The sequence below is a fragment of the Streptomyces sp. NBC_01012 genome, from assembly GCF_045162755.1.
GTDB lineage: Bacteria > Actinomycetota > Actinomycetes > Streptomycetales > Streptomycetaceae > Streptomyces.
In genome coordinates this window covers 3496423-3513625 of sequence record NZ_CP108688.1, presented here as the reverse complement: position 1 = coordinate 3513625, position 17203 = coordinate 3496423, and the positions used below count along the sequence as shown (strand labels likewise).

General features: G+C 70.7%; 17 protein-coding genes. 6 read left to right on the top strand and 11 right to left on the bottom strand.

Annotated features, from left to right (window positions below; translation table 11 throughout):
- Positions 1-174 precede the first annotated feature (174 nt).
- From OG623_RS15800 to OG623_RS15780, 5 genes are all read right to left on the bottom strand, one after another.
- A complete protein-coding gene (locus tag OG623_RS15800; protein WP_014047394.1) occupies positions 175-483 on the bottom strand; it encodes a hypothetical protein in 309 nt (102 codons plus the stop codon).
- A 568-nt stretch (positions 484-1051) separates the two neighbouring features.
- A complete protein-coding gene (locus OG623_RS15795; RefSeq protein ID WP_406147164.1) occupies positions 1052-1207 on the bottom strand; it encodes a hypothetical protein in 156 nt (51 codons plus the stop codon).
- Entirely contained in the window at positions 1204-3849 is a 2646-nt protein-coding gene (locus OG623_RS15790) for a polysaccharide lyase family 8 super-sandwich domain-containing protein (RefSeq protein ID WP_406147163.1), read from the bottom strand. Before OG623_RS15790 ends, OG623_RS15795 begins: the two co-directional genes overlap by 4 nt.
- Before the next feature lie 88 nt (positions 3850-3937).
- Positions 3938-4591 (bottom strand): class I SAM-dependent DNA methyltransferase, encoded by a 654-nt coding sequence (locus OG623_RS15785; RefSeq protein WP_406147162.1) that lies wholly within the window; start codon positions 4589-4591, stop codon positions 3938-3940.
- A 58-nt stretch (positions 4592-4649) separates the two neighbouring features.
- Positions 4650-5210 (bottom strand): GNAT family N-acetyltransferase, encoded by a 561-nt coding sequence (locus tag OG623_RS15780; RefSeq protein ID WP_406147161.1) that lies wholly within the window; start codon positions 5208-5210, stop codon positions 4650-4652.
- A 290-nt stretch (positions 5211-5500) separates the two neighbouring features.
- Here OG623_RS15780 and OG623_RS15775 point away from each other — a divergent pair, with 290 nt between their 5' ends.
- Together OG623_RS15775 and OG623_RS15770 are read left to right on the top strand one after the other, a co-directional pair.
- Positions 5501-6235, top strand: coding sequence for a dienelactone hydrolase family protein (locus tag OG623_RS15775; RefSeq protein WP_406147159.1), 735 nt, complete (start codon positions 5501-5503; stop codon positions 6233-6235).
- 161 nt (positions 6236-6396) lie between these two features.
- Complete coding sequence (locus OG623_RS15770; RefSeq protein ID WP_406151843.1) at positions 6397-8613, top strand: WD40 repeat domain-containing serine/threonine protein kinase; 2217 nt, start codon at positions 6397-6399, stop codon at positions 8611-8613.
- 28 nt (positions 8614-8641) lie between these two features.
- Here OG623_RS15770 and OG623_RS15765 read toward each other — a convergent pair whose 3' ends face one another.
- Genes OG623_RS15765 through OG623_RS15755 form a run of 3 tightly spaced genes read right to left on the bottom strand, consistent with a single transcriptional unit; the run spans position 8642 to position 9984 of the window.
- A complete protein-coding gene (locus OG623_RS15765; RefSeq protein ID WP_406147158.1) occupies positions 8642-8941 on the bottom strand; it encodes a DUF397 domain-containing protein in 300 nt (99 codons plus the stop codon).
- Positions 8934-9122, bottom strand: coding sequence for a DUF397 domain-containing protein (locus OG623_RS15760; protein WP_406147157.1), 189 nt, complete (start codon positions 9120-9122; stop codon positions 8934-8936). Before OG623_RS15760 ends, OG623_RS15765 begins: the two co-directional genes overlap by 8 nt.
- A gap of 10 nt (positions 9123-9132) precedes the next feature.
- A complete protein-coding gene (locus OG623_RS15755) occupies positions 9133-9984 on the bottom strand; it encodes a Scr1 family TA system antitoxin-like transcriptional regulator (protein ID WP_406147156.1) in 852 nt (283 codons plus the stop codon).
- A 214-nt stretch (positions 9985-10198) separates the two neighbouring features.
- On the opposite strand from OG623_RS15755, the gene OG623_RS15750 reads away from it, so the two are divergent.
- Both OG623_RS15750 and OG623_RS15745 read left to right on the top strand, forming a co-directional pair.
- Positions 10199-10678 (top strand): ATP-binding protein, encoded by a 480-nt coding sequence (locus OG623_RS15750; protein ID WP_406147154.1) that lies wholly within the window; start codon positions 10199-10201, stop codon positions 10676-10678.
- Positions 10679-10719: 41 nt separating this feature from the next.
- Positions 10720-11457 carry a Uma2 family endonuclease gene (locus OG623_RS15745; protein WP_406147152.1) on the top strand — a complete coding sequence of 246 codons (738 nt, stop codon included), beginning with the start codon at positions 10720-10722 and terminating at the stop codon, positions 11455-11457.
- Between the two features lie 10 nt (positions 11458-11467).
- On the opposite strand, the gene OG623_RS15740 is transcribed toward OG623_RS15745, so the two are convergent.
- Complete coding sequence (locus OG623_RS15740; protein WP_406147151.1) at positions 11468-12265, bottom strand: SDR family NAD(P)-dependent oxidoreductase; 798 nt, start codon at positions 12263-12265, stop codon at positions 11468-11470.
- 86 nt (positions 12266-12351) lie between these two features.
- On the opposite strand from OG623_RS15740, the gene OG623_RS15735 reads away from it, so the two are divergent.
- Positions 12352-13206, top strand: a complete 855-nt coding sequence (locus tag OG623_RS15735; RefSeq protein WP_406147149.1) for a helix-turn-helix transcriptional regulator — start codon at positions 12352-12354, stop codon at positions 13204-13206.
- Positions 13207-13353: 147 nt separating this feature from the next.
- Here the strand turns inward: OG623_RS15735 and OG623_RS15730 are convergent, their stop codons facing one another.
- Together OG623_RS15730 and OG623_RS15725 are read right to left on the bottom strand one after the other, a co-directional pair.
- Entirely contained in the window at positions 13354-14952 is a 1599-nt protein-coding gene (locus tag OG623_RS15730; protein ID WP_406147148.1) for an adenosine deaminase, read from the bottom strand.
- A 103-nt stretch (positions 14953-15055) separates the two neighbouring features.
- A complete protein-coding gene (locus tag OG623_RS15725; RefSeq protein WP_406147147.1) occupies positions 15056-15685 on the bottom strand; it encodes a histidine phosphatase family protein in 630 nt (209 codons plus the stop codon).
- A gap of 377 nt (positions 15686-16062) precedes the next feature.
- Between OG623_RS15725 and OG623_RS15720 the strand changes: the two genes are divergently transcribed.
- Complete coding sequence (locus tag OG623_RS15720; RefSeq protein ID WP_406147145.1) at positions 16063-17070, top strand: NlpC/P60 family protein; 1008 nt, start codon at positions 16063-16065, stop codon at positions 17068-17070.
- Positions 17071-17203: the final 133 nt, after the last annotated feature.

The following is a 17203-nucleotide window of genomic DNA, read 5'->3' as shown; positions in this document are numbered from 1 at the left end:
CGTGTGCAGTTCCGCGTGGTACGACGACGCTGGCGGTGCTGGTTTCCGCGTGGACGCGGTGTGGTGACTCGACATCAGGGGACGCAACCTCTGCCGGTGGGCACGACGGACGGATGGTGGGGGAGGGGGCGGACGGGGACGGGCCCGGGGAAAGGACGGCCGGATGACGGCCGGTCAGACAGCCATGCCGTACACAATGGTGAACAGCGTGCCCAGGGAACCGATGATGAAGACCCCGGTCAGCCCCGCCACGATGAGGCCCTTGCCCTGTTCCGCGCTGAAGGTGTCGCGCAGCGCCGTCGCGCCGATGCGTTGTTTTGCCGCACCCCAGATCGCGATGCCGAGACAGAGCAGGATGGCGACCGCCATCACCACCTCGATCATGATGCGCGCCTCGTTGCCCAGGGTCCCGAACGGCCCCCAGTTCGGGGCGATTCCGCCGATGATGGTGGTGATGTCGCCCTTCTCAGCTGCCAGGATCATGTAAGTCACCGCCCCTGTTGGGTAGTTCGCAGCCCGTGCCGTGCGACACGGGTCAACCTCTATCTTCGCTGATGAAACCGGCATCGCACGACGCCTTCCCGGGTCTCTTTACCCGGATCTCGCACGTTTGACCGGAGGAGCCGCCCTGACCTGCGGCTCGCGTAGGGATCCGCCCGCATATGCATCGTTACTCTGTGTATCACGCTCAGTGACGGCTAGCAACGACGGGCGGTCATGGATCAAGGCGCGGTTGATGCGTTCACGGGACGCGAGGTATTCGTACGCGCTGTTCGAGAGCCGTGTGTGCGCCGGTGGCTTCCGGCCGATGCGTCGTCAGGGCCCTGACGGGGAAGACCCCTCGCCCTCACGCCAGCCATGCCCTCACAGCCCACGCACAGCCCTCACGGTCGGAGCGCGGTGCGTCCGGGTGCGGGCCCCCTGGCCGGATTTGTCCGGTGGGAAGGTGGCTTGAAGTCGCACCGGGAGCCGTCGAACGGGAACGCCCTCGACTCCGCGAGACCGGGCACGCGTTGGCCCTCCGCCGGATCGCAGCCGGCTGCCGTGCCGATCAGTACGCCGGGTGCCCGGTCTTCTCGGCGAACGACCGCTCGTCCTTCCATCGTCGGCTGCGGTCCGCCGCCACGGTGACGTCCAGCTCGTGGTCGGTCACGTCGATGTCCTCGCGGTGGGCCCCGTTCCGGTGGAGGATCGGCCCGTACGTCATGGGCCCTCGGTCAGCGTCGCCGCGAAGCTGCGCCCGTAGGCGTGGTGGGTCGTGACGTCGATGCGGGTGCCGCCGGGAACGTGGCGGACGCGGACCCCGGTGTCCGCCGAGACGCGTCGCAGGGACCGGCCGTGGACGGTGACCGACACGGTGCGCCGCGTCGTCGTGGGGTCGGAGACGGCGATGGCGTACCTGCCGTTTCCGGTGCGGCGCAGCATGACCGACGCCGGGCCGTCGATCGAGAGCCGCCCCGCACGGTGCGTCCCCGGGGTGAAGGCGTTGGCGGCGGTGATGCCGAGACGGGTGTGCGCGGCGGCTTGGAGGTGGACGGTGTTGGACAGGACGGAGAGCACGGAGCGCGGGCCGTGTGCGGAGTAGGTGGCCAACTGCCGCGCGGAGGCGTTCGGGACTAGGGCGTGCGCCATGGAAGAGGACCGCTCTGCTGAGTCCTGCTCTCCGGAGTCCTGCTCTCCGGAGGCCCGCGTTCCGGCGGCTTGCTCGTAGGACAGTGTGAAGAGCTGCTTGGTCACCTTCACGTCCTCGTTGTCGAGACGTACGAGACGCCGGCTGCGGGTGACCGTGTCGAGCGCGACGACCGGCGGCGGGCCGGACAGGAAGACGTAGCCGACCGCGGTCCGCTGCCCTTCGTCGGCGTACCGCAGCCAGGCGGGAGGCGCGGCGGCTGCCCCGGTCCCCTGTCCGGGGGACCAGGGTGATCCGTCGCGGAGCCCGCCGGTGAGGGTGACGCTCGATGAGGAATCGGCGATGCGGCTGTCGATCGTCGTGGTCACCGCACGGCCCGACAGGCCGGTCACACCCGCCGAGAGCACGAGGATCTCGTCGTCGAACATGAACCAGGACTTGGTGGCACCGGCCGACCGGTAGGCCACGAAGTCCTCGGGCAGCGTGCCGGCCTGCTGGGCGGCGTACGCGGCGTCGTCGGACTGCACGAGACCGGCTACGCCATAACCGCCGAGATGGGTGCCGCCTGCGAGCGAACCGGTGCCACGGGGGAAGTACACGTATGTGTTCTGGGACTCGGACGACGAGGTGAAGCCGCGCTCGGGGTTGTCGTACCAGAGGGTGCCGTAGAGCTCGGGGACGCTGCGGCGCGTCTCGACGGGGGCGGTGACCCCCGCGAGGCGGTCGGGCGGTACAGCGGTGAAGTAGTCGACGCCGAACGCCTGCCGCTGGTCCGCGCCGGACAGATACAGATAGTGGGCGCCGTCGCCCTGGAACCAGGGCATCAGGTTCTCGCCGCTCATGTACTCGTACTTGCTGATGCGGTCCGAGCTGCGGGCGAGGGCGAAAGCGTAACCGGGCCTGCGGTGGACGGTCCGGTCCATCGCGTTGAACGCGGAGTGGGATGAGGCGGGGACGAGATCCCGGGCGGGCACGGGTGAATCCAGGATGTCGGCGTAACGGGCGATGCTCACGGGGGAGACGAACGACGTGGTGTCGAGGCTCGCCTTCGAGGTCTGCCGGACGAACTTGACGTAACCGCCGAGGGCCTCGGCGTCGCTGCCGGACGCGTACGCGGAGAGGTCGACGACGGCCTCCACGACGGCGACGACGTCCGCGTATCCCGTGCCGGCCGCCCGTGAGACCGCCCGTCCCTTGACGATCTCCATCATCCAGCCCTCGAAGATCAGCGGGGCGAAGCCGCCCGCGACCCAGCCCTGTACGACGCCGACCAGTTCCTCGGCGGGGAGATAGCCCGTGGAGTCGAGGACCTTGATGGTCTGGACGCTCCGGGTCAGGAGTCCGGTGCCGTAGGAGCCGGTGTAGGCGACGGAGGCGTGCTGAACAAAGGAACCGTCCGCGTAGAAGCCGTCGGTGACCCCGTGGCGCGGCTGATAGGGGTCGACGGTCGAGAAGACGGTCAACTGGTCGGCGACGGCCTTGGTGATGCGGGCCTCGTCGCCGAGCAGGGCGCCCTGGAGGATCCGGTTGGTCGTGATGTCGGCGAGGTTCGCGCCGGTGTGGAAGCGTGAGTCGAGGTCGACGTCGCCGTCCTTGCCGTTGCGGAGATAGGCGTCCATGGAGGCGATGTACGTCGCTGTGAGGTCCGGCCGGTATGCCGCGAGTTCGTCCCTGAGGAGGACCAGGGTCTTGGTCACGTAGGCCGGGATCCCTATCTCCCAGGTGAACCAGTTGCCGTAGTAGCCCTTCGACTGGTCGCCGAACCAGTCGTCGTGGAGCCTGCCGAGCCCCTCGATGACCCGGCGGCGGACGGCGGTGTCGTCGGACAGGCCGGCTGCTTCGGCTCCGGGGAGGCAGGTGGCGAGGGCGATCTCGTAGAGGTACTGGTACGACGTGCTCAGGTTGGGATCGCTGGTGCCGAGCGGTACGCCATAGAAGAGCTCGTCCTGTCCTGCGCGGTCCATCGAGTCGAGCCGCGCCTGCGCTGTCGCCTGCAGGGAGGCGAGTTTGGGGGCGACCTCGGGGCGGGCGTTGGACTCGGACGTACCGGCGAACACGGCGGTGGCGTTGGTGAGTACGGCGGCTGTGCCGGTCCCGGTGTCAGTGTGTACGACGGCCGGGTCACGCCGGGGGACGGCCTGCGCCCGCAGCGTGCCGGACAGTGCCCAGAGGGTGGCGGCGGGGATCACGGACAGTGCGGAACGACGCGAGAACTCCACCAGTACGCTCCAAAGTCCGGCCCGTAAGCGCTTGTTGCCCTCGCGCCCCAGACAAGCAACGGCGGCTCACCGATGTCAACGGCCAGGACTACTCCTTGCGGGCGAGGAGCTGGACCTCCTGGAACTGGCGCTTGTCGGTAGGGGCGGGCTCGATCACCGTGCGGGCCGACTCGGCCAGTCCGTGGTCGCGCAGGAGCGCGGCGAGGTGGCCGGGGGACCAGCGGTAGGCCGTCACCACCGCGTGGTCGTAGGCCTGCGTCTCGACGTGCGGGCCGTCGGTGGCCGGGAAGTCGATCAGCAGGTACCCGCCGGGCGCCAGAACCCGGGCGATCTCGGCGAGGACGGCCGGCAGCTCCCGCGGCGGGGTGTGGATGACGGACCACCGCGCGAGCACCCCGCCCAGCGCACCGTCCTCGATGCCCAGCGCGGCCATGGAGCCGACCTCGAACCGGAGCGCGGGGTGCGCCTCGCGGGCGAGCCCGACCATCATGGGGGAGGCGTCGACGCCGAAGGCGTTCAGGCCGAGCCCGCGCAGATGAGCGGTGACGTAGCCGGGCCCACATCCGAGGTCCGCGACCTCCCCGCCGTCACCGTGCGCCGCCCGTACCAGCTCGGCGAAGGCGCCCAGGAGGGCGCGCTCCAAGGGCCGGTCGCGCAGGGAGTCCTGGAACATCTCCGCGTAGGTGGATGCGATGGCGTCGTAGGACTCACGGGTGGCAGGCAGGGTCTCTGATTCGGTCACCCGCAGACCGTAGCGGGCGGAGGTCGTGGTGGGGGTGGTTCAGGACATCCAACGGCCCCTAGACGCTGCTCGGAGCGTCCTTGACATCCCCCTGCTCGGGCAGCGTTCGCTCCCACAGGAGGGTGTCGCGCCAGGCGCCGTCCAGGTGGATCGCGCTGTGGGCGACGCCGTACGGGGTGAAGCCGTTGCGGCGTAGTACCCGCTGCGACAGGAGGTTCTCCAGCTGGGTGGTTGCCTCGGCGCGGTGCAGCCCGAGCTCGTCCGTCATGACCCGGAGCGCGAGCCCGACCGCGCGCCCGGCGTGCCCCTGGTTCTGGGCGACGCCGGTGATCCAGTATCCGACGGAGCCGCGCCGCAGGTGCGGCTGCGGCAGGATGCCCCCGATGGTGATCTGCCCGATCACCCGGTCGTCGGCGAGGACCACGCCGGGCCAGACCGTGCCGGCCCGGTGTCCGGCCAGCAGTGTGCCGATCCGCTCCTCCTGGCCCTCGGGAGTGAGGAACGCGGCCGGCTGGGCCGGCTCCCACGGCCGGAAGGCCTCGACGTCCCGCACCCGGTGCGCGGCGATCGTGGCGGCGTCGGCGGGCTCGATCAGACGGATCCTGGTGCTGCTGGGCATGAGCTGATCCTCGTCGCGGTGCGTGGGAAGGCGGCCGGCCAGCCTATGCGAGGGCGTTCGTGGGGCCCCATGGCTCATGGCTCCACGGGGCGGCACGGGGCCGGCACGGAATTCGATTGCGGGCCGTTGCGGGCCCCTGCTACGTTCCCGGAGGCCGTGCGAGAGAACGAGGAGGTGGTACCCGTGAACGCAGTATCGACATGGGTGCTCCCCTCTGGAGTCACGGTCGGGCGATAGGCAGGTCGTCGTCCGGGAGCGCCGTTTCCAGAGCGCTCCCGAAAGGCACGATCATGCATTTCACTCATTTCACTTCCGAACAGCGCCTCGACGACGGCATCGTCGAGCGCGAGTTCACCCTCGGCGAGATCCCCGGCACCCTGTGGACGCCAGAATCCGCCGCACCCGCCCCGCTGATCCTGATGGCCCACAACAACGGCCTGCCCAAGGCGGAACCCCGGCTGGTGGCCCGGGCGCGGCTCACCGCGGCGCGTGGCTACGCGGTGGCCACCATCGACGCCGCCGGGTGCGGTGAGCGGCCCCGTTCCGCCGCCGACGAGCAGGTTCGCGCCGATCTCCGCAGGGCGATGCAGGCCGGTGAGCCGGTCGACGAGATCTTCGAGTCCATGATCGGCCCGCTGGTCGAAGGGGCGGTCCCGGAATGGCGGGCCGCCCTGGATGCGCTTCTCGCGCTGCCCGAGATCGGCGGCCCGGTCGGGTACTCGGGATGGACCGCCCTCGGTATCCGCCTCGCGGTGACCGAGCCGCGCATCGAGGCCGCCGGCTTCTTCGCCGGGGGCTATGTGCCCCTCGCCCAGCGCGAGGAGGCCCGGCAGGTCACCATTCCGCTGCTGATGCTCCTGCAGTGGGACGACGAAGGGAACCCACGGCAGCGGGCTCTGGATCTGTTCGACACCTTCGGCGCCAAGGAGAAGACGCTGCACGCCAATCTGGGCGGCCACACCGGCACGCCCCGGTTCGAGTTGGACGACGCGAACAGGTTCTACGACCGGCACCTGAAGCCCTGAGGTACTTGAAGTAGGAGACCGGTCATGCCGCGCGCCCCTGCCCGCCCGCCTGCCGGGCAGGGGCGCGCGGCGCCGCCCGGAGTTGCCGGGCTACGGCGTTCTCACGGACAGCCTGTGCGGCCGGGCAAGGTCGTTTTACGCTGTCGCCCGTGACGGGAAGCATGGCCGCCCGACCGGACGATGGCCGACCGGCGGCTCAAGCCGGAGGACCGGTGCGGCAGCCGTGGTCGCCGAGTTCAGGCCCGCCCCACGGCCGGTTGCGGGCGGACGATCCCGCCGAGGCCGGTCCGTACCGGCTGGAGGCGTTGCTGGGCGAGGGCGGGATGGGCCGCGTCTACCTCGGGCGTACCCCGGCCGGCAGCCCCGTCGCGGTCAAGGTCATCCACCGTGCCTACGCGGGCGATCCCTCCTTCCGTAAGCGCTTCGAGCAGGAGGTGGCTGCGGCCCGGCGCGTCCAGGGGCTCTACACCGTGCCGGTCGTCGATGCGGACCTGGGCGCCGAGGAGCCATGGCTGGCCACGGTGTACGTACCCGGGCCCTCGCTCCAGCAGGCCGTCGCCGAGAGCGGACCGCTGTCGGCCGATGCGGCCCTGGGGCTCATCGCCAGGGTCGCCGAAGCCCTTCAGTCCATCCATGCGGCCGATGTGATCCACCGTGACCTGAAGCCGTCGAACATCCTCCTCAGTGCCGACGGGCCGAAGGTCATCGACTTCGGGATCGCGCGTGCAGCGGACGTCACGGCGGTGACCGCGACGGGGATGCGTACGGGTACTCCGGCCTACATGGCGCCTGAGTACATCAGGGGGCAGACGGTCACCGAGGCCGGTGACGTGTTCGCGCTCGGGGTCATCGCCCACTTCGCCACCACCGGGCGGCTCGCCTTCGGGGGCGGTTCCGACCACGGTGTGGCCTACCGGATCCTGGAGCAGGCCCCCGACCTCGACGGCTGCCCGGAACCGCTCAGGAGCATCGCGGCCCGCTGCCTGGAGAAGGACCCGGCTCGGCGCCCCACCCCCGCCGAGGTCATCGCGCTGTGCCGCGGGGAGGGCGTGGGGGTTGCGGACGATGTCCGTACGCCGACCGTGGTCGTGCCCGGGCAGCGTCCGTTCGCCGGCGCGGTCGTACCGGCGGACGGACCCGACGCCGAGACCCGTACGGCTCCGGCCGCCCCGGCTGCCTCGGCCGCCCCGAACCCCGAGGCGCCACGAACACCGGCGCAGACACCCGCTCCCGACGGTGACGGAGACGTGCCCCCGGTTGCGGACTTCTCGTACGTGCCCGGGGCGATACCCGGGAAGCTGGCCGCATGGATCGGCGGTGTCGGGGTTCTCGCCCTCGCCATCGTCCTGATCGTCGTGAACCTTCCCTCGGATCCCGGTCCTCGTGGCCTCACCTACCCCTACCCCGTGGTGAAGGCCATGGCTCCCCTCACCTTGCCCGCCAAGTCCGAGGGCGCGGAAGGAATGGCCTTCAGTCCGGACGGCGGCACGCTCGTCACGGGCGGCAAGGAAGGCGCAATTCGGCTGTGGGACGTCGCCACCCGTAGGACGAGCGCCACCCTGACCCAGCACGACCCGGCAGGGAACCTGATCTCGGTCGAGTGCCTGGCGTTCAGCCCTGACGGCAAGACGCTCGTCACCGCCGGCAAGTACACCTGGCTGGGGGTGTGGGACACGGCCAAGCGCCAGGAGACCCACGGGTTCTACGACTCGGCCGCCGGTCTCGCGTTCAGCCGGGACGGACGATGGATCGCCGCGGCCGGCGTGGCCGGCGTGGACCTGCGGGACGCCAACAGCCGCAGCGAGGAGCCGCGCGCCTTCTTCAGCCACAATCTGCCGGTCGCCGACGTGGCGTTCAGCCCGGACGGCCGCACGCTCGCCTCCGTGGGCGACAACTCCGAACGCCGTTACGGCACAGGGGAGAACTCGGCGCTGCTGTGGGACCTGACGCACCTCCGTCCGGAGAGCCACGGCCAGGGCGGCCCGCGTACCACCCTGGACGCCCCCACCCCGGTCACCACCGTGGAGTTCAGCCCGGACGGCAAGACGGTCGCCACCGGCGGCACGGACGGCACGGTGCTGTTGTGGGACGTGGCCAGCGGCCGCAAGAGGGCGACGCTCAGGGACGGTTACGTCGACGAGGTCCGGGACCTGGCGTTCAGCCCGGACGGCAGGTCACTCGCGACCGGTGCCCTCCACGGGGCGATGCTGTGGGACGTGGCCACGGGCAAGCCGCGCAGCAACATGGCCAACCGCGCGGCCCAGGAGGAGGACGCGATCGAGGAGGTGGCGTTCAGCCCGGACGGCCGGCTCCTCGCGGGCAACGATCCCAAGGGCCGCACGGTGCAGCTGTGGAAGGTTCCGAAGGGCGGCAGCTGAGACCGGGCGTCCGGCGGGGCGCGGTCGGTCAGATGCCCGCGGCCTCGTCGGCGGCAGCGCCGGCGTCGGCACCATCGGTCCCGGCCTCGGTCCTGGCCCCGGTCCCGGTCTCGGCCTCGGCGAAGTGGTCGAACTCGCCGGCCACGACGCCCTTGGCGAAGGCCTCCCACTTCTCCACGGTGGTGGTGACGACCGTGGCGGGGTCGCCGGTCCCACGGAGGTACACCAGCTCTCCCGCGCCGAACGCGATCTCGATCCAGGGCCCGGGGCCCTGGGCGTCCTCAGGCGCCGCACGTTTCCAGGTGAGGTCCGACGGGACGTCAGCCACGGCTGTGGGACTCCTTGACGGTACGGATGAGGGCGGCCCAGGCGGAGGGGCTGGTCCGGAGTATCGCGCCGCTGGGGTCGCCGCTCTCGGTGAGGGCGACGGATCCGTGGTCGGCGGCGATGTGTATGCAGGCTTCGCCTTGCGCGCAGTAGGAGGACTTCTGCCAGTCGGGCGTGGTCATCGACGGTGCCTCACAGTTCTTGAGCGATGGCGTGGATGAGGTCTCGGGACTGTTCGGTCGGCAGGGCGGTGGCATCGAGCCGTTCGAGCAGGAGCCGGTACTGGGCCAGCTGGGCCTCGGAGTCGATGAACACCGGGCCGTGGGACTGGTCGAGTTGAGCGGTGTCGAGGGCCGGGACCGGGCCCTCCACGTAGTACACGGACTGGCCGGACCCCGGGTAGTACGTGGCGGAGAACGGGATCACCCTGATGGACACATGCGGCCGTTCGCCCAGTGCGAGCAGATGCTGCAACTGGCTGCGGGCGACGTCCGGCCCCCCGAATCGCATGCGGAGGGCGGCTTCGTGGACGAGGGAGCTGTACGGGGCGGCGTCTTCCCGGTACAGGACCGCCTGCCGCTTCACGCGGTACGAGACCCGGTGCTCGATCTCGGGTGGTGAGATCTCAGGTACGGCCTGCCGGTAGATCTCACGTGCGTGATCGACGGTTTGCAGGAGGCCAGGAATGTGCACGCTGTGCGCGGCCCGAAGCCTTGTGCCGTGGTGCTCGATCTCGGCCAGGTCCAGGAGCTTCGGGGGGAGGATCTCCCTGTACTCCTCCCACCAGCCACGTTTGCGTTCGCCGGTCATCTCGACCAGCGCTTCTACCAGAGCCTGGTCCGTGCAGGAGTACGTGTGCGCCGCGACGCGTACGCGTTCGGCACTGACGCCAAAGCGTGCGACCTCTATGTTGCTGAGCTGCCCTGCGCTTGTGCCGAGGAGGTCGGCGGCCTGCGTGGTGGTCAGCCCCGCGCGCTCGCGCAGCTTGCGCAGTTCCGCGCCCAGCCGCATGCGGCGCGCAGTGGGTGCGGCCCTGCCTGCCATGTCGAACTCTCCCTGGGATCAGCGGCGTTGCGGAGCGTCACTCACACGAGTGGTTCGGCTCAAGGATTCCGGTCTAATGGTGCAAGTAATCCTTGCGGAAGCCTAGTCTCTGACTCAGGCCACCCGCCCGGAAGAACCCCGCTCGACGGAGCGACCTGGTCACCGGGTCATGCATCACGCACACCCCAACGCTCCTCCTCGAACGGAGACTTCCATGGCTATGGCCACCGTAATGCCGCCCTGGGCGTACACCCTCCAACTTCCGCAGGATCCCCGTGGGCCCGGGATCGCGCGGGCGACGCTGCGGACCGTGCTCCTCGTCCATGGGATGCGGGATCTCACCGACACCGCCGAACTCCTCGCGAGCGAGCTGGTCACCAACGCCTACCAGCACTCATCGGGTTCGTACTCGCTGCGGCTGCGCGGGGCCGGCCGTAATCGCGTGCGGGTCGGGGTGTGGGACAGCAACCCGGAGATCCCGGCTCCGTTCGCCGGCGGCGCCCAGGCCGATCCGTATGCCCCGGCCGAGCCGTACGCCTTGGCCGAGCGGGGGCGTGGGCTCCACCTTGTACGCGAATGCGCGGACAGCTGGGGTGCCTACCCGATCCGGGGCGGGCTGCCCGGCCAGGGCGGCAAGGTGCTGTGGGTCGAATGTGCAGGGAAGCCGGAGTGTCAGTGGGGCGACCTATCGTGACGGTGTGTAGTTGTCCGATGGCTCGGTGAAAGGGGCTTTCGATGTCAGAGGCTCACGGATACGACTGGCAGTACGGTGGAATCGCCGCAGGACGGGATGCGGGTCCTCCCCCCGATCCCAGCCGCGCGGGCACCGCACCCCCGACGCACGGACGGAGGCCACCCGCCATGTCTGGTCAGCCGTCCTTGCGGCCGCGCCCGGGAAACCTGCGCGAGATCGCCGCGAAGATCGAGGAAGAAACGGGCCTGCGCGTGCAGGTAATCGGGGGAAGTCTTGTGATGTCACCGACGCCGCGCGGTAAGCGCGCGGGGACGATCAGGCGGTTGCGTCTGCAGTTGGACCCGGGGCTTCCGGCGGGGCTTGCGGCGGGGCTTGCGGCGTACGAGGTGACCTCGGTCGCGATGCCTGGCGACCTCGACGACTACGCCACGCCGGACCTCGTCGTCCTGCCCGAGGAGTGGGACGACGACGATCACTGGCTGGCCGACCCGGTGGAAGCGGAGCTGGCTGTGGAGGTCGTCTCCCAGTCCGAGAAGGCCAGAGCCATCACCCAGAAAATCGACTGGTACGCGGTGGCAGGCGTGCGTGCGCTGCTTGTCCTTGACCCCCGGCACGGGACGTGGGCGGTGCACACGCGGCCCGGTGACGGCAGGTACGAGGACTCGCGGCGCGGCAAGTACGGGGAGGACGTCCCTCTCCCTTCGCCCCTTGCCCCGGCGGTGACCACGGACTCGTTCCCCCTGTACGGCGTGCCCGGGGAGCCGTACGGGGGCGGGTGAGCACCTCCCGTCAGGCGCCCGCGCCCCCGTCGACGGGCACGATCGCGCCCGTCACCATCGAGGCGCGGTCGCTGAGCAGCCATGCGGCGGCCTCGGCGACCTCGCGGGGTTCGGCCATCCGCCCGAGCGGGATCGTCGTCGTGATCTGCTCGACGATGCCGGGGGTCGCCGCCTCCCACTGGTCGATCATCTCCGTGGCCGTGCCGCCAGGGGTGATGCCGTTCACGCGGATGCCCTGTCCGCCCCAGGTCACGGCTGCCGTCTCGGTGATGCTGTTGAGCGCGCGCTTCATCGCGCCGTACGCGGGCAGCGCGGGGTTCGCGCGGCGGCTGCCGATGCTCGATGTGTTGACGATCGCCCCGCCGCCGCTGCGCCGCATCAGTGCGGCCTCGGCGGTCATGGCGGTCCAGTGCGAGCGGAAGTTCACGGCGAACTGCTGGTCGATGTCCTCCTCGCTCGTGGCGTCGAGCGGGCCGGGCTGCTGGATCGCCGCGCCGTTGTTGAAGGCGCCGTCCAGCCGTCCGTGCAGCTCCTCGACGCGGTCGACCGCCGCGCGGATGCTCGTACGGTCGGCGAGGTCCGTGGTGACGGCGTCGGCGGCGCCTCCGGCGGCGCGGATCTCGGTGACGAGGGCGGCGAGAGCGTCCTCGCTCCGGGCCGCGAGTACGACGGCGGCGCCCTCGGAGGCGAAGAGCCTGGCGGCTGCGGCTCCGATGCCGCGGCTGGCGCCGGTGATGAACACGACCTTGCCGCTGAGCAGGCCGATGGGCGCGATGTCGATGGGTGCGATGTCGGTGGGGTTCGTCATGTCCCCAGTGTTGGTACGGCGTCCGGTGCGGATACAGGCACAAGCGGTACCAGGATCCGGCGGCGGGCCGGGTGCAGACTGGGCGTATGAACAGGCAGGAGCTCGGGGCCTTCCTCCGTAGCCGTCGCGAGCGGCTCAGGCCGGAGGACGTCGGCCTTCCCTCGGGACCGCGGCGCCGCACACCGGGTCTGCGCCGCGAGGAGACGGCGGTCCTCGCGCACATCTCCACGGAGTACTACGTCCGGCTGGAGCAGGGCAGAGCGCCGCGCCCTTCGGGTGAGGTCCTCGCCGGGATCGCAGGCGCGCTGCGGCTGACCGACGCCGAGTCCGACCACCTCCACGTCCTCGCCGGCACCGCGCCGCTGCGTACCCGGCTGCACCGGCGCGACGTACGCCCGAGCATCCTCGCGCTGCTGGAGCGGTTGCCGCAGACCGCCGGGATTGTCATGTCGGCGGCGTTCGAGGTGCTCGCGTGGAACGGACTCGCCGCCGCGCTCATGGAGGACTTCGCCGACCTCGACCCGAGGGACCGCAATCTTGCGCGACGGGCATTCCCAGGGCCCGTGCAGCGGCCCGACGCCCCGCTGTACGGGGTCTCCGACGCCACCGAGTTCCGGCATCACGTCGTCATGGAGCTCCGCGCCACCGTCGCCCGCTATCCGACGGATCCCGCGGTGACCGGCCTCATCGACGAGCTGTGCGAGGCCAGCCCCGACTTCGTACGGCTCTGGGAGCGGCACGATGTGCGGGCCGCTCCGGCGCTCACGAAGACCTTCCGGCACCCGGTCGTCGGAGAGATCACCGTCGACTGCGACTCGCTCACGCTCACGGACCGGGACCAGCACCTCGTGCTCTACAGCGCGCCGGCGGGTTCTCCCGACGCCGAGGCCCTGGCTCTTCTGAACGTGCTGGGGGCCGACGCCGACGAGTACAGGCGGTAGACGAGTACCCGGCGGTAGACGAGTACAAGCGTTAGACGGGTACCGGCGTTGGACCGGCGACTCGGGGAGGAAACACCTGCGCCCGCCCTCGGCCACCGATGCGGCCGAGGGCGGGCGAGGGCGGGTGAGGTCAGCCCCGTCCGGAGGTCAGCCCCCGTACCGGATCTCGAACGTGCGGAAGGACGCCTCCTGGCGCCGTTCCAGCTGGGCCTTCGGGTTCTGGGCGGTGAACCGGGCGCAGCGCGCCGACTGCAGGACCTGGCACTCCTCGACCGGGCGGAAGCCCTGGCGGACCGGGTCGGAACGCCACAGGCTGCGGCCCGGCAGGAAGCTGTACTCCAGGGACGCGCGGGCCAGATCCTTCAGCTCCGGGTAGCCGAGTGCGTACGTACGGGCCGCCCGGCGGTACTCCTGGCCGATGTCACCGCGTGAGACGCCGGGGTCGTCCGTGGACAGCACGACGGGCACCCCGTACTTCCGGTAGACCGGGAAGGGGTGTTCGTCGCCCTCGACCTGGAGGATCTGCGCATTGCTGGTGAGCGGGACCTCGACGGCGATCTGACGGCGCGCCATGTCGCGGGCGAGACGCTGCCAGTCGTCCTCCTGCACGAGGTCGACGCCGTGGCCGATGCGCTCGGCCTGGCCGGTGCGTACGGCGTCGTCGATGTGGAAGGTGAGGTCCTCGGGCTTCACCAGGCCGGCGACGAGCTCACCGGCGTGCAGGGTGATGTGCGCGCGGGGGTAGACCTTGTGCAGGTAGTTCAGCATGCGCATGTGCAGGCGGTAGTCGCGGAGGGAGATCTCGCCGTCCTCCGGCTGGACCAGGTTCACCGCGACGAACCGCTGGTCGCGTTCGGCCAGGCGCAGACCCAGCGCGATCTGTGTGAAGACGCGCTCCGGGGCGCTGTTGCGTGACACCTGGGAGACCCAGCGCACCGTGATTCGGCAGGCCGGGCCCGGGTTGGCGGTCGCGCAGTGCGCGGTGTCGCGGAACTCGGCGTCGGAGGCGTCGGCCTCCTGCTTCGATGTGGCCACCAGCTGGTCCAGCCGGCCGCCTGCGAGCAGTTTGCGGTGCATCGCGGCCAGGTCGGGGTCCCAGCCGACCTCGGCGGCCAGCTTCTTGGCGCCGTCCGACGCGGGGGTGACCATGGTCTCCAGATACGTCTGGTTCTGTGCCGCCGCGCTGCCCGCCACATCGGCCAGCATCTTCCCGCGGTGCGATGTCGCGGCGCCGAACTTCCCGAACGTGTCGAAGAAGTGGTCGTGGCCCGACTCGCCCTCGGGGAAGTCCTGCATGGACCAGGCCCGGACGATCTCCTGCCGGAAGCCGGCGTCCGTGAGGGCGTCGGCGGCCGGCCGGGTGCCGGGACCGCACGGCGGTGCGACGGCGGTCATCGTGGCGTCGATACACAGGCCGTCGTCGGCCGCGAGCTGGATGAGGTACTCGGTCCGTACCGCTCCGGACAGGTGGTTGTGCAGGTCACCGCCCTTGGGCAGGTCCTTGAAGAAGCGGGCGGCGTCCTTCGGATGGGCTTTCAGCCAGGCGGCGGTGCGGGCCTCGGCGGGGGTGGAAGCGCGGGGCGCCTGAGCCGAGGGCGCCTTCGGCGGGGGCACCGGTACGGATGCGGAGCCGGCGGCCCGTGCGGATGTGCCGCCGGGCAGCGTTGCGGCCAGGGCCGCCGCGACGAGCCCTGCGGCCGTCAACAACCGGCGGGTGCGCGATGAGTTGTGGTGTACGGAGATCACGCCTGCATGATCACGAAGAACGGCCCGCTTGGCCCGGGGCCGCGAGGGCGGTGGCCCGTAAACCATCCGTCCGGGGGACATCCGGCCCCCGGACAGGGCCGGTTCAGACGTGGAGCTCCGGTGGGAAGCCGGTCCAGCGGAGGTCCGTCGGGAGGTGGCCCATGTCGTTGACCATGAGCAGGGCCGCGGGTCTGCCGGGGGCGTAACGGACCACGGTCAGCGCCGCGTTGGAGTGGTTGAGGCCCAGCCAGCGCCAGGCCGGGGCGTCCAGGGCGTCCCGAACCACCCAGGCGGCGAGGAACGCGTGGGTGACGACCAGCTCATGACGGGGCTCATCGCCTTCCGCCGGCCCCGTGAACCGTGCCATCGCGGCCTCGGCCAGTGCGGGGCCCCGGCTGCGCTCGGCCTCGGGGAACTGCTCCACGAACGCGAGAAGCCGGTCCGCCGAGCCCTCGGGGAGCTCCTCACGGTGCGGGACGTACGGGACGTAGTCCCCGGCCGGCTCCGAGACCTGGAGGGGGATGTCCCGCCCGAGCTGCTCGTGGACCAGCCGGGCGGTCTGCGCGGCCCGGGGGAGCGGGCCGTGGTGGACGGCGGACAGGGGTACGTCCCGGAGCCGCCCACCGAGCAGGGCGGCCTGTCGGCGGCCCCGCTCGGTCAGTCCGGTCTCGTCGGGGGTCGCCTCGCCGTGCCGGGCGATGTAGAGGAAGCGCGGTGCGGTCGGAGTGGTCATGGGCGCCCTTTCGGCTGGTCCGGTGGGTGCCGGGAGGGACGGTGTCCTCCTCCGATCGGTTCCGGGGCGTGTTCCGGGGCGTGTTCCGGGGCGTGGTCCGGCGCGCGTTTCGGGTCGCGGTCCGGGGTGCGTTCGGGGTCGCGCTCCGGGCTGCCTCCTTCGGGTGATGCCTGTGCGGGGCATTCCCTGCGGGGGCGGTGCCGGCGTCGGCCGAGACACGGTGAGTCCGCGATTCGGCGGTGAAAGCCAGGCATTCCGATCCGCAGGCGCCCCCTGACCCCGTCCGGCCGCCCCTGACGCCCCCTCATGCCCCCCTCCACCCGTACACACCAGCGAATCGTGCCCTGAACCGCGCCCGAATGGGGGATGGTTGAGGCGTGCGGAAATACTGGGTGTTCGCCGGCGGTGGGATCGGGCTCGGCCTGTGCTTCATCGCCCTGCTCTTCGTCGGGACGTACTCCGCCGCCGCCGGGATGTCCGGGGCGGCGAGCGGTGCCGTCGGGCTGGCCAAGGGGGCCGTGCCCGCGCGGTATCAGCCGATCGTGGAGAAGTGGGGCAACCTCTGCCCCGCCATCAACCCCGCCCTCCTGGCCGCCCAGCTGTATCAGGAGAGCGGCTGGAACCCCCGCGCCCAGAGCCAGGCCGCCGCGCAGGGCATCGCGCAGTTCATCCCCGGGACCTGGGCCTCGCACGGCATCGACGGGAACGAGGACGGGAAGCGGGACGTATGGGACCCCGCGGACGCGATTCCGTCCGCCGCCTCCTACGACTGCGAGCTCGCCGGGTACGTCAAGAAGGTGCCGGGCGACGCGACCGACAACATGCTCGCCGCGTACAACGCGGGCGCCTACCGGGTGATCCAGTCCGGCGGGGTGCCCGCGATCAGCGAGACGCAGAACTACGTAAAGATCATCCGGTCCCTCGAGGACAGCTTCGCCAAGCCGGTCGGCCGGGTGCAGCCCTCCCAGCAGGCGGCCGGGGCCATCTACTTCGCGCAGAAGAAGCTCGGCACCCCCTATCTCTGGGGTGGGAACGGCACGGCCGACCAGGGCGGCAGGTTCGACTGTTCGGGGCTGACCCAGGCCGCGTACCGGACGGTCGACATCGAGCTGCCCCGGGTGGCCAACGACCAGTACAACGCCGGGCCGCACCCCTCGCGCGAGGAGCTCCTCCCCGGCGATCTGGTGTTCTTCTCGGACGACCTGAACAACTCGCGGGCCATCCATCACGTGGGGCTCTACGTCGGCGGGGGCTATATGATCAACGCCCCGTACACCGGCGCGGTGATCCGGTTCGACAAGATCGACACCCCCGACTACTTCGGTGCGACAAGAGTCACGAAGGACGGGGCCGCGGCGCTTCCGACCGCACTTCCGGAGAGCTGACGACCAGTCGGCCTCAGCTGGAACTCTCCGTGAAGCCCAGGCCCTGAGCTGCGACGATGAGTCACTCTTCGATAACGTCATGGTGATCATTCGGTGGAGAACGGAACGCAGAGAGCTGACAGACCGTTCCCTG

Bases quoted from the DNA above. Each gene is read 5' to 3' on its own strand.
- OG623_RS15800 (WP_014047394.1), bottom strand. From the start codon at position 483: ATGATCCTGGCAGCTGAGAAGGGCGACATCACCACCATCATCGGCGGA.
- OG623_RS15795 (WP_406147164.1), bottom strand. From the start codon at position 1,207: ATGACGTACGGGCCGATCCTCCACCGGAACGGGGCCCACCGCGAGGAC.
- OG623_RS15780 (WP_406147161.1), bottom strand. From the start codon at position 5,210: ATGCCCAGCAGCACCAGGATCCGTCTGATCGAGCCCGCCGACGCCGCC.
- OG623_RS15775 (WP_406147159.1), top strand. From the start codon at position 5,501: ATGCATTTCACTCATTTCACTTCCGAACAGCGCCTCGACGACGGCATC.
- OG623_RS15770 (WP_406151843.1), top strand. From the start codon at position 6,397: ATGGCCGCCCGACCGGACGATGGCCGACCGGCGGCTCAAGCCGGAGGA.
- OG623_RS15760 (WP_406147157.1), bottom strand. From the start codon at position 9,122: ATGACCACGCCCGACTGGCAGAAGTCCTCCTACTGCGCGCAAGGCGAA.
- OG623_RS15755 (WP_406147156.1), bottom strand. From the start codon at position 9,984: ATGGCAGGCAGGGCCGCACCCACTGCGCGCCGCATGCGGCTGGGCGCG.
- OG623_RS15750 (WP_406147154.1), top strand. From the start codon at position 10,199: ATGGCTATGGCCACCGTAATGCCGCCCTGGGCGTACACCCTCCAACTT.
- OG623_RS15745 (WP_406147152.1), top strand. From the start codon at position 10,720: ATGTCAGAGGCTCACGGATACGACTGGCAGTACGGTGGAATCGCCGCA.
- OG623_RS15740 (WP_406147151.1), bottom strand. From the start codon at position 12,265: ATGACGAACCCCACCGACATCGCACCCATCGACATCGCGCCCATCGGC.
- OG623_RS15735 (WP_406147149.1), top strand. From the start codon at position 12,352: ATGAACAGGCAGGAGCTCGGGGCCTTCCTCCGTAGCCGTCGCGAGCGG.
- OG623_RS15725 (WP_406147147.1), bottom strand. From the start codon at position 15,685: ATGACCACTCCGACCGCACCGCGCTTCCTCTACATCGCCCGGCACGGC.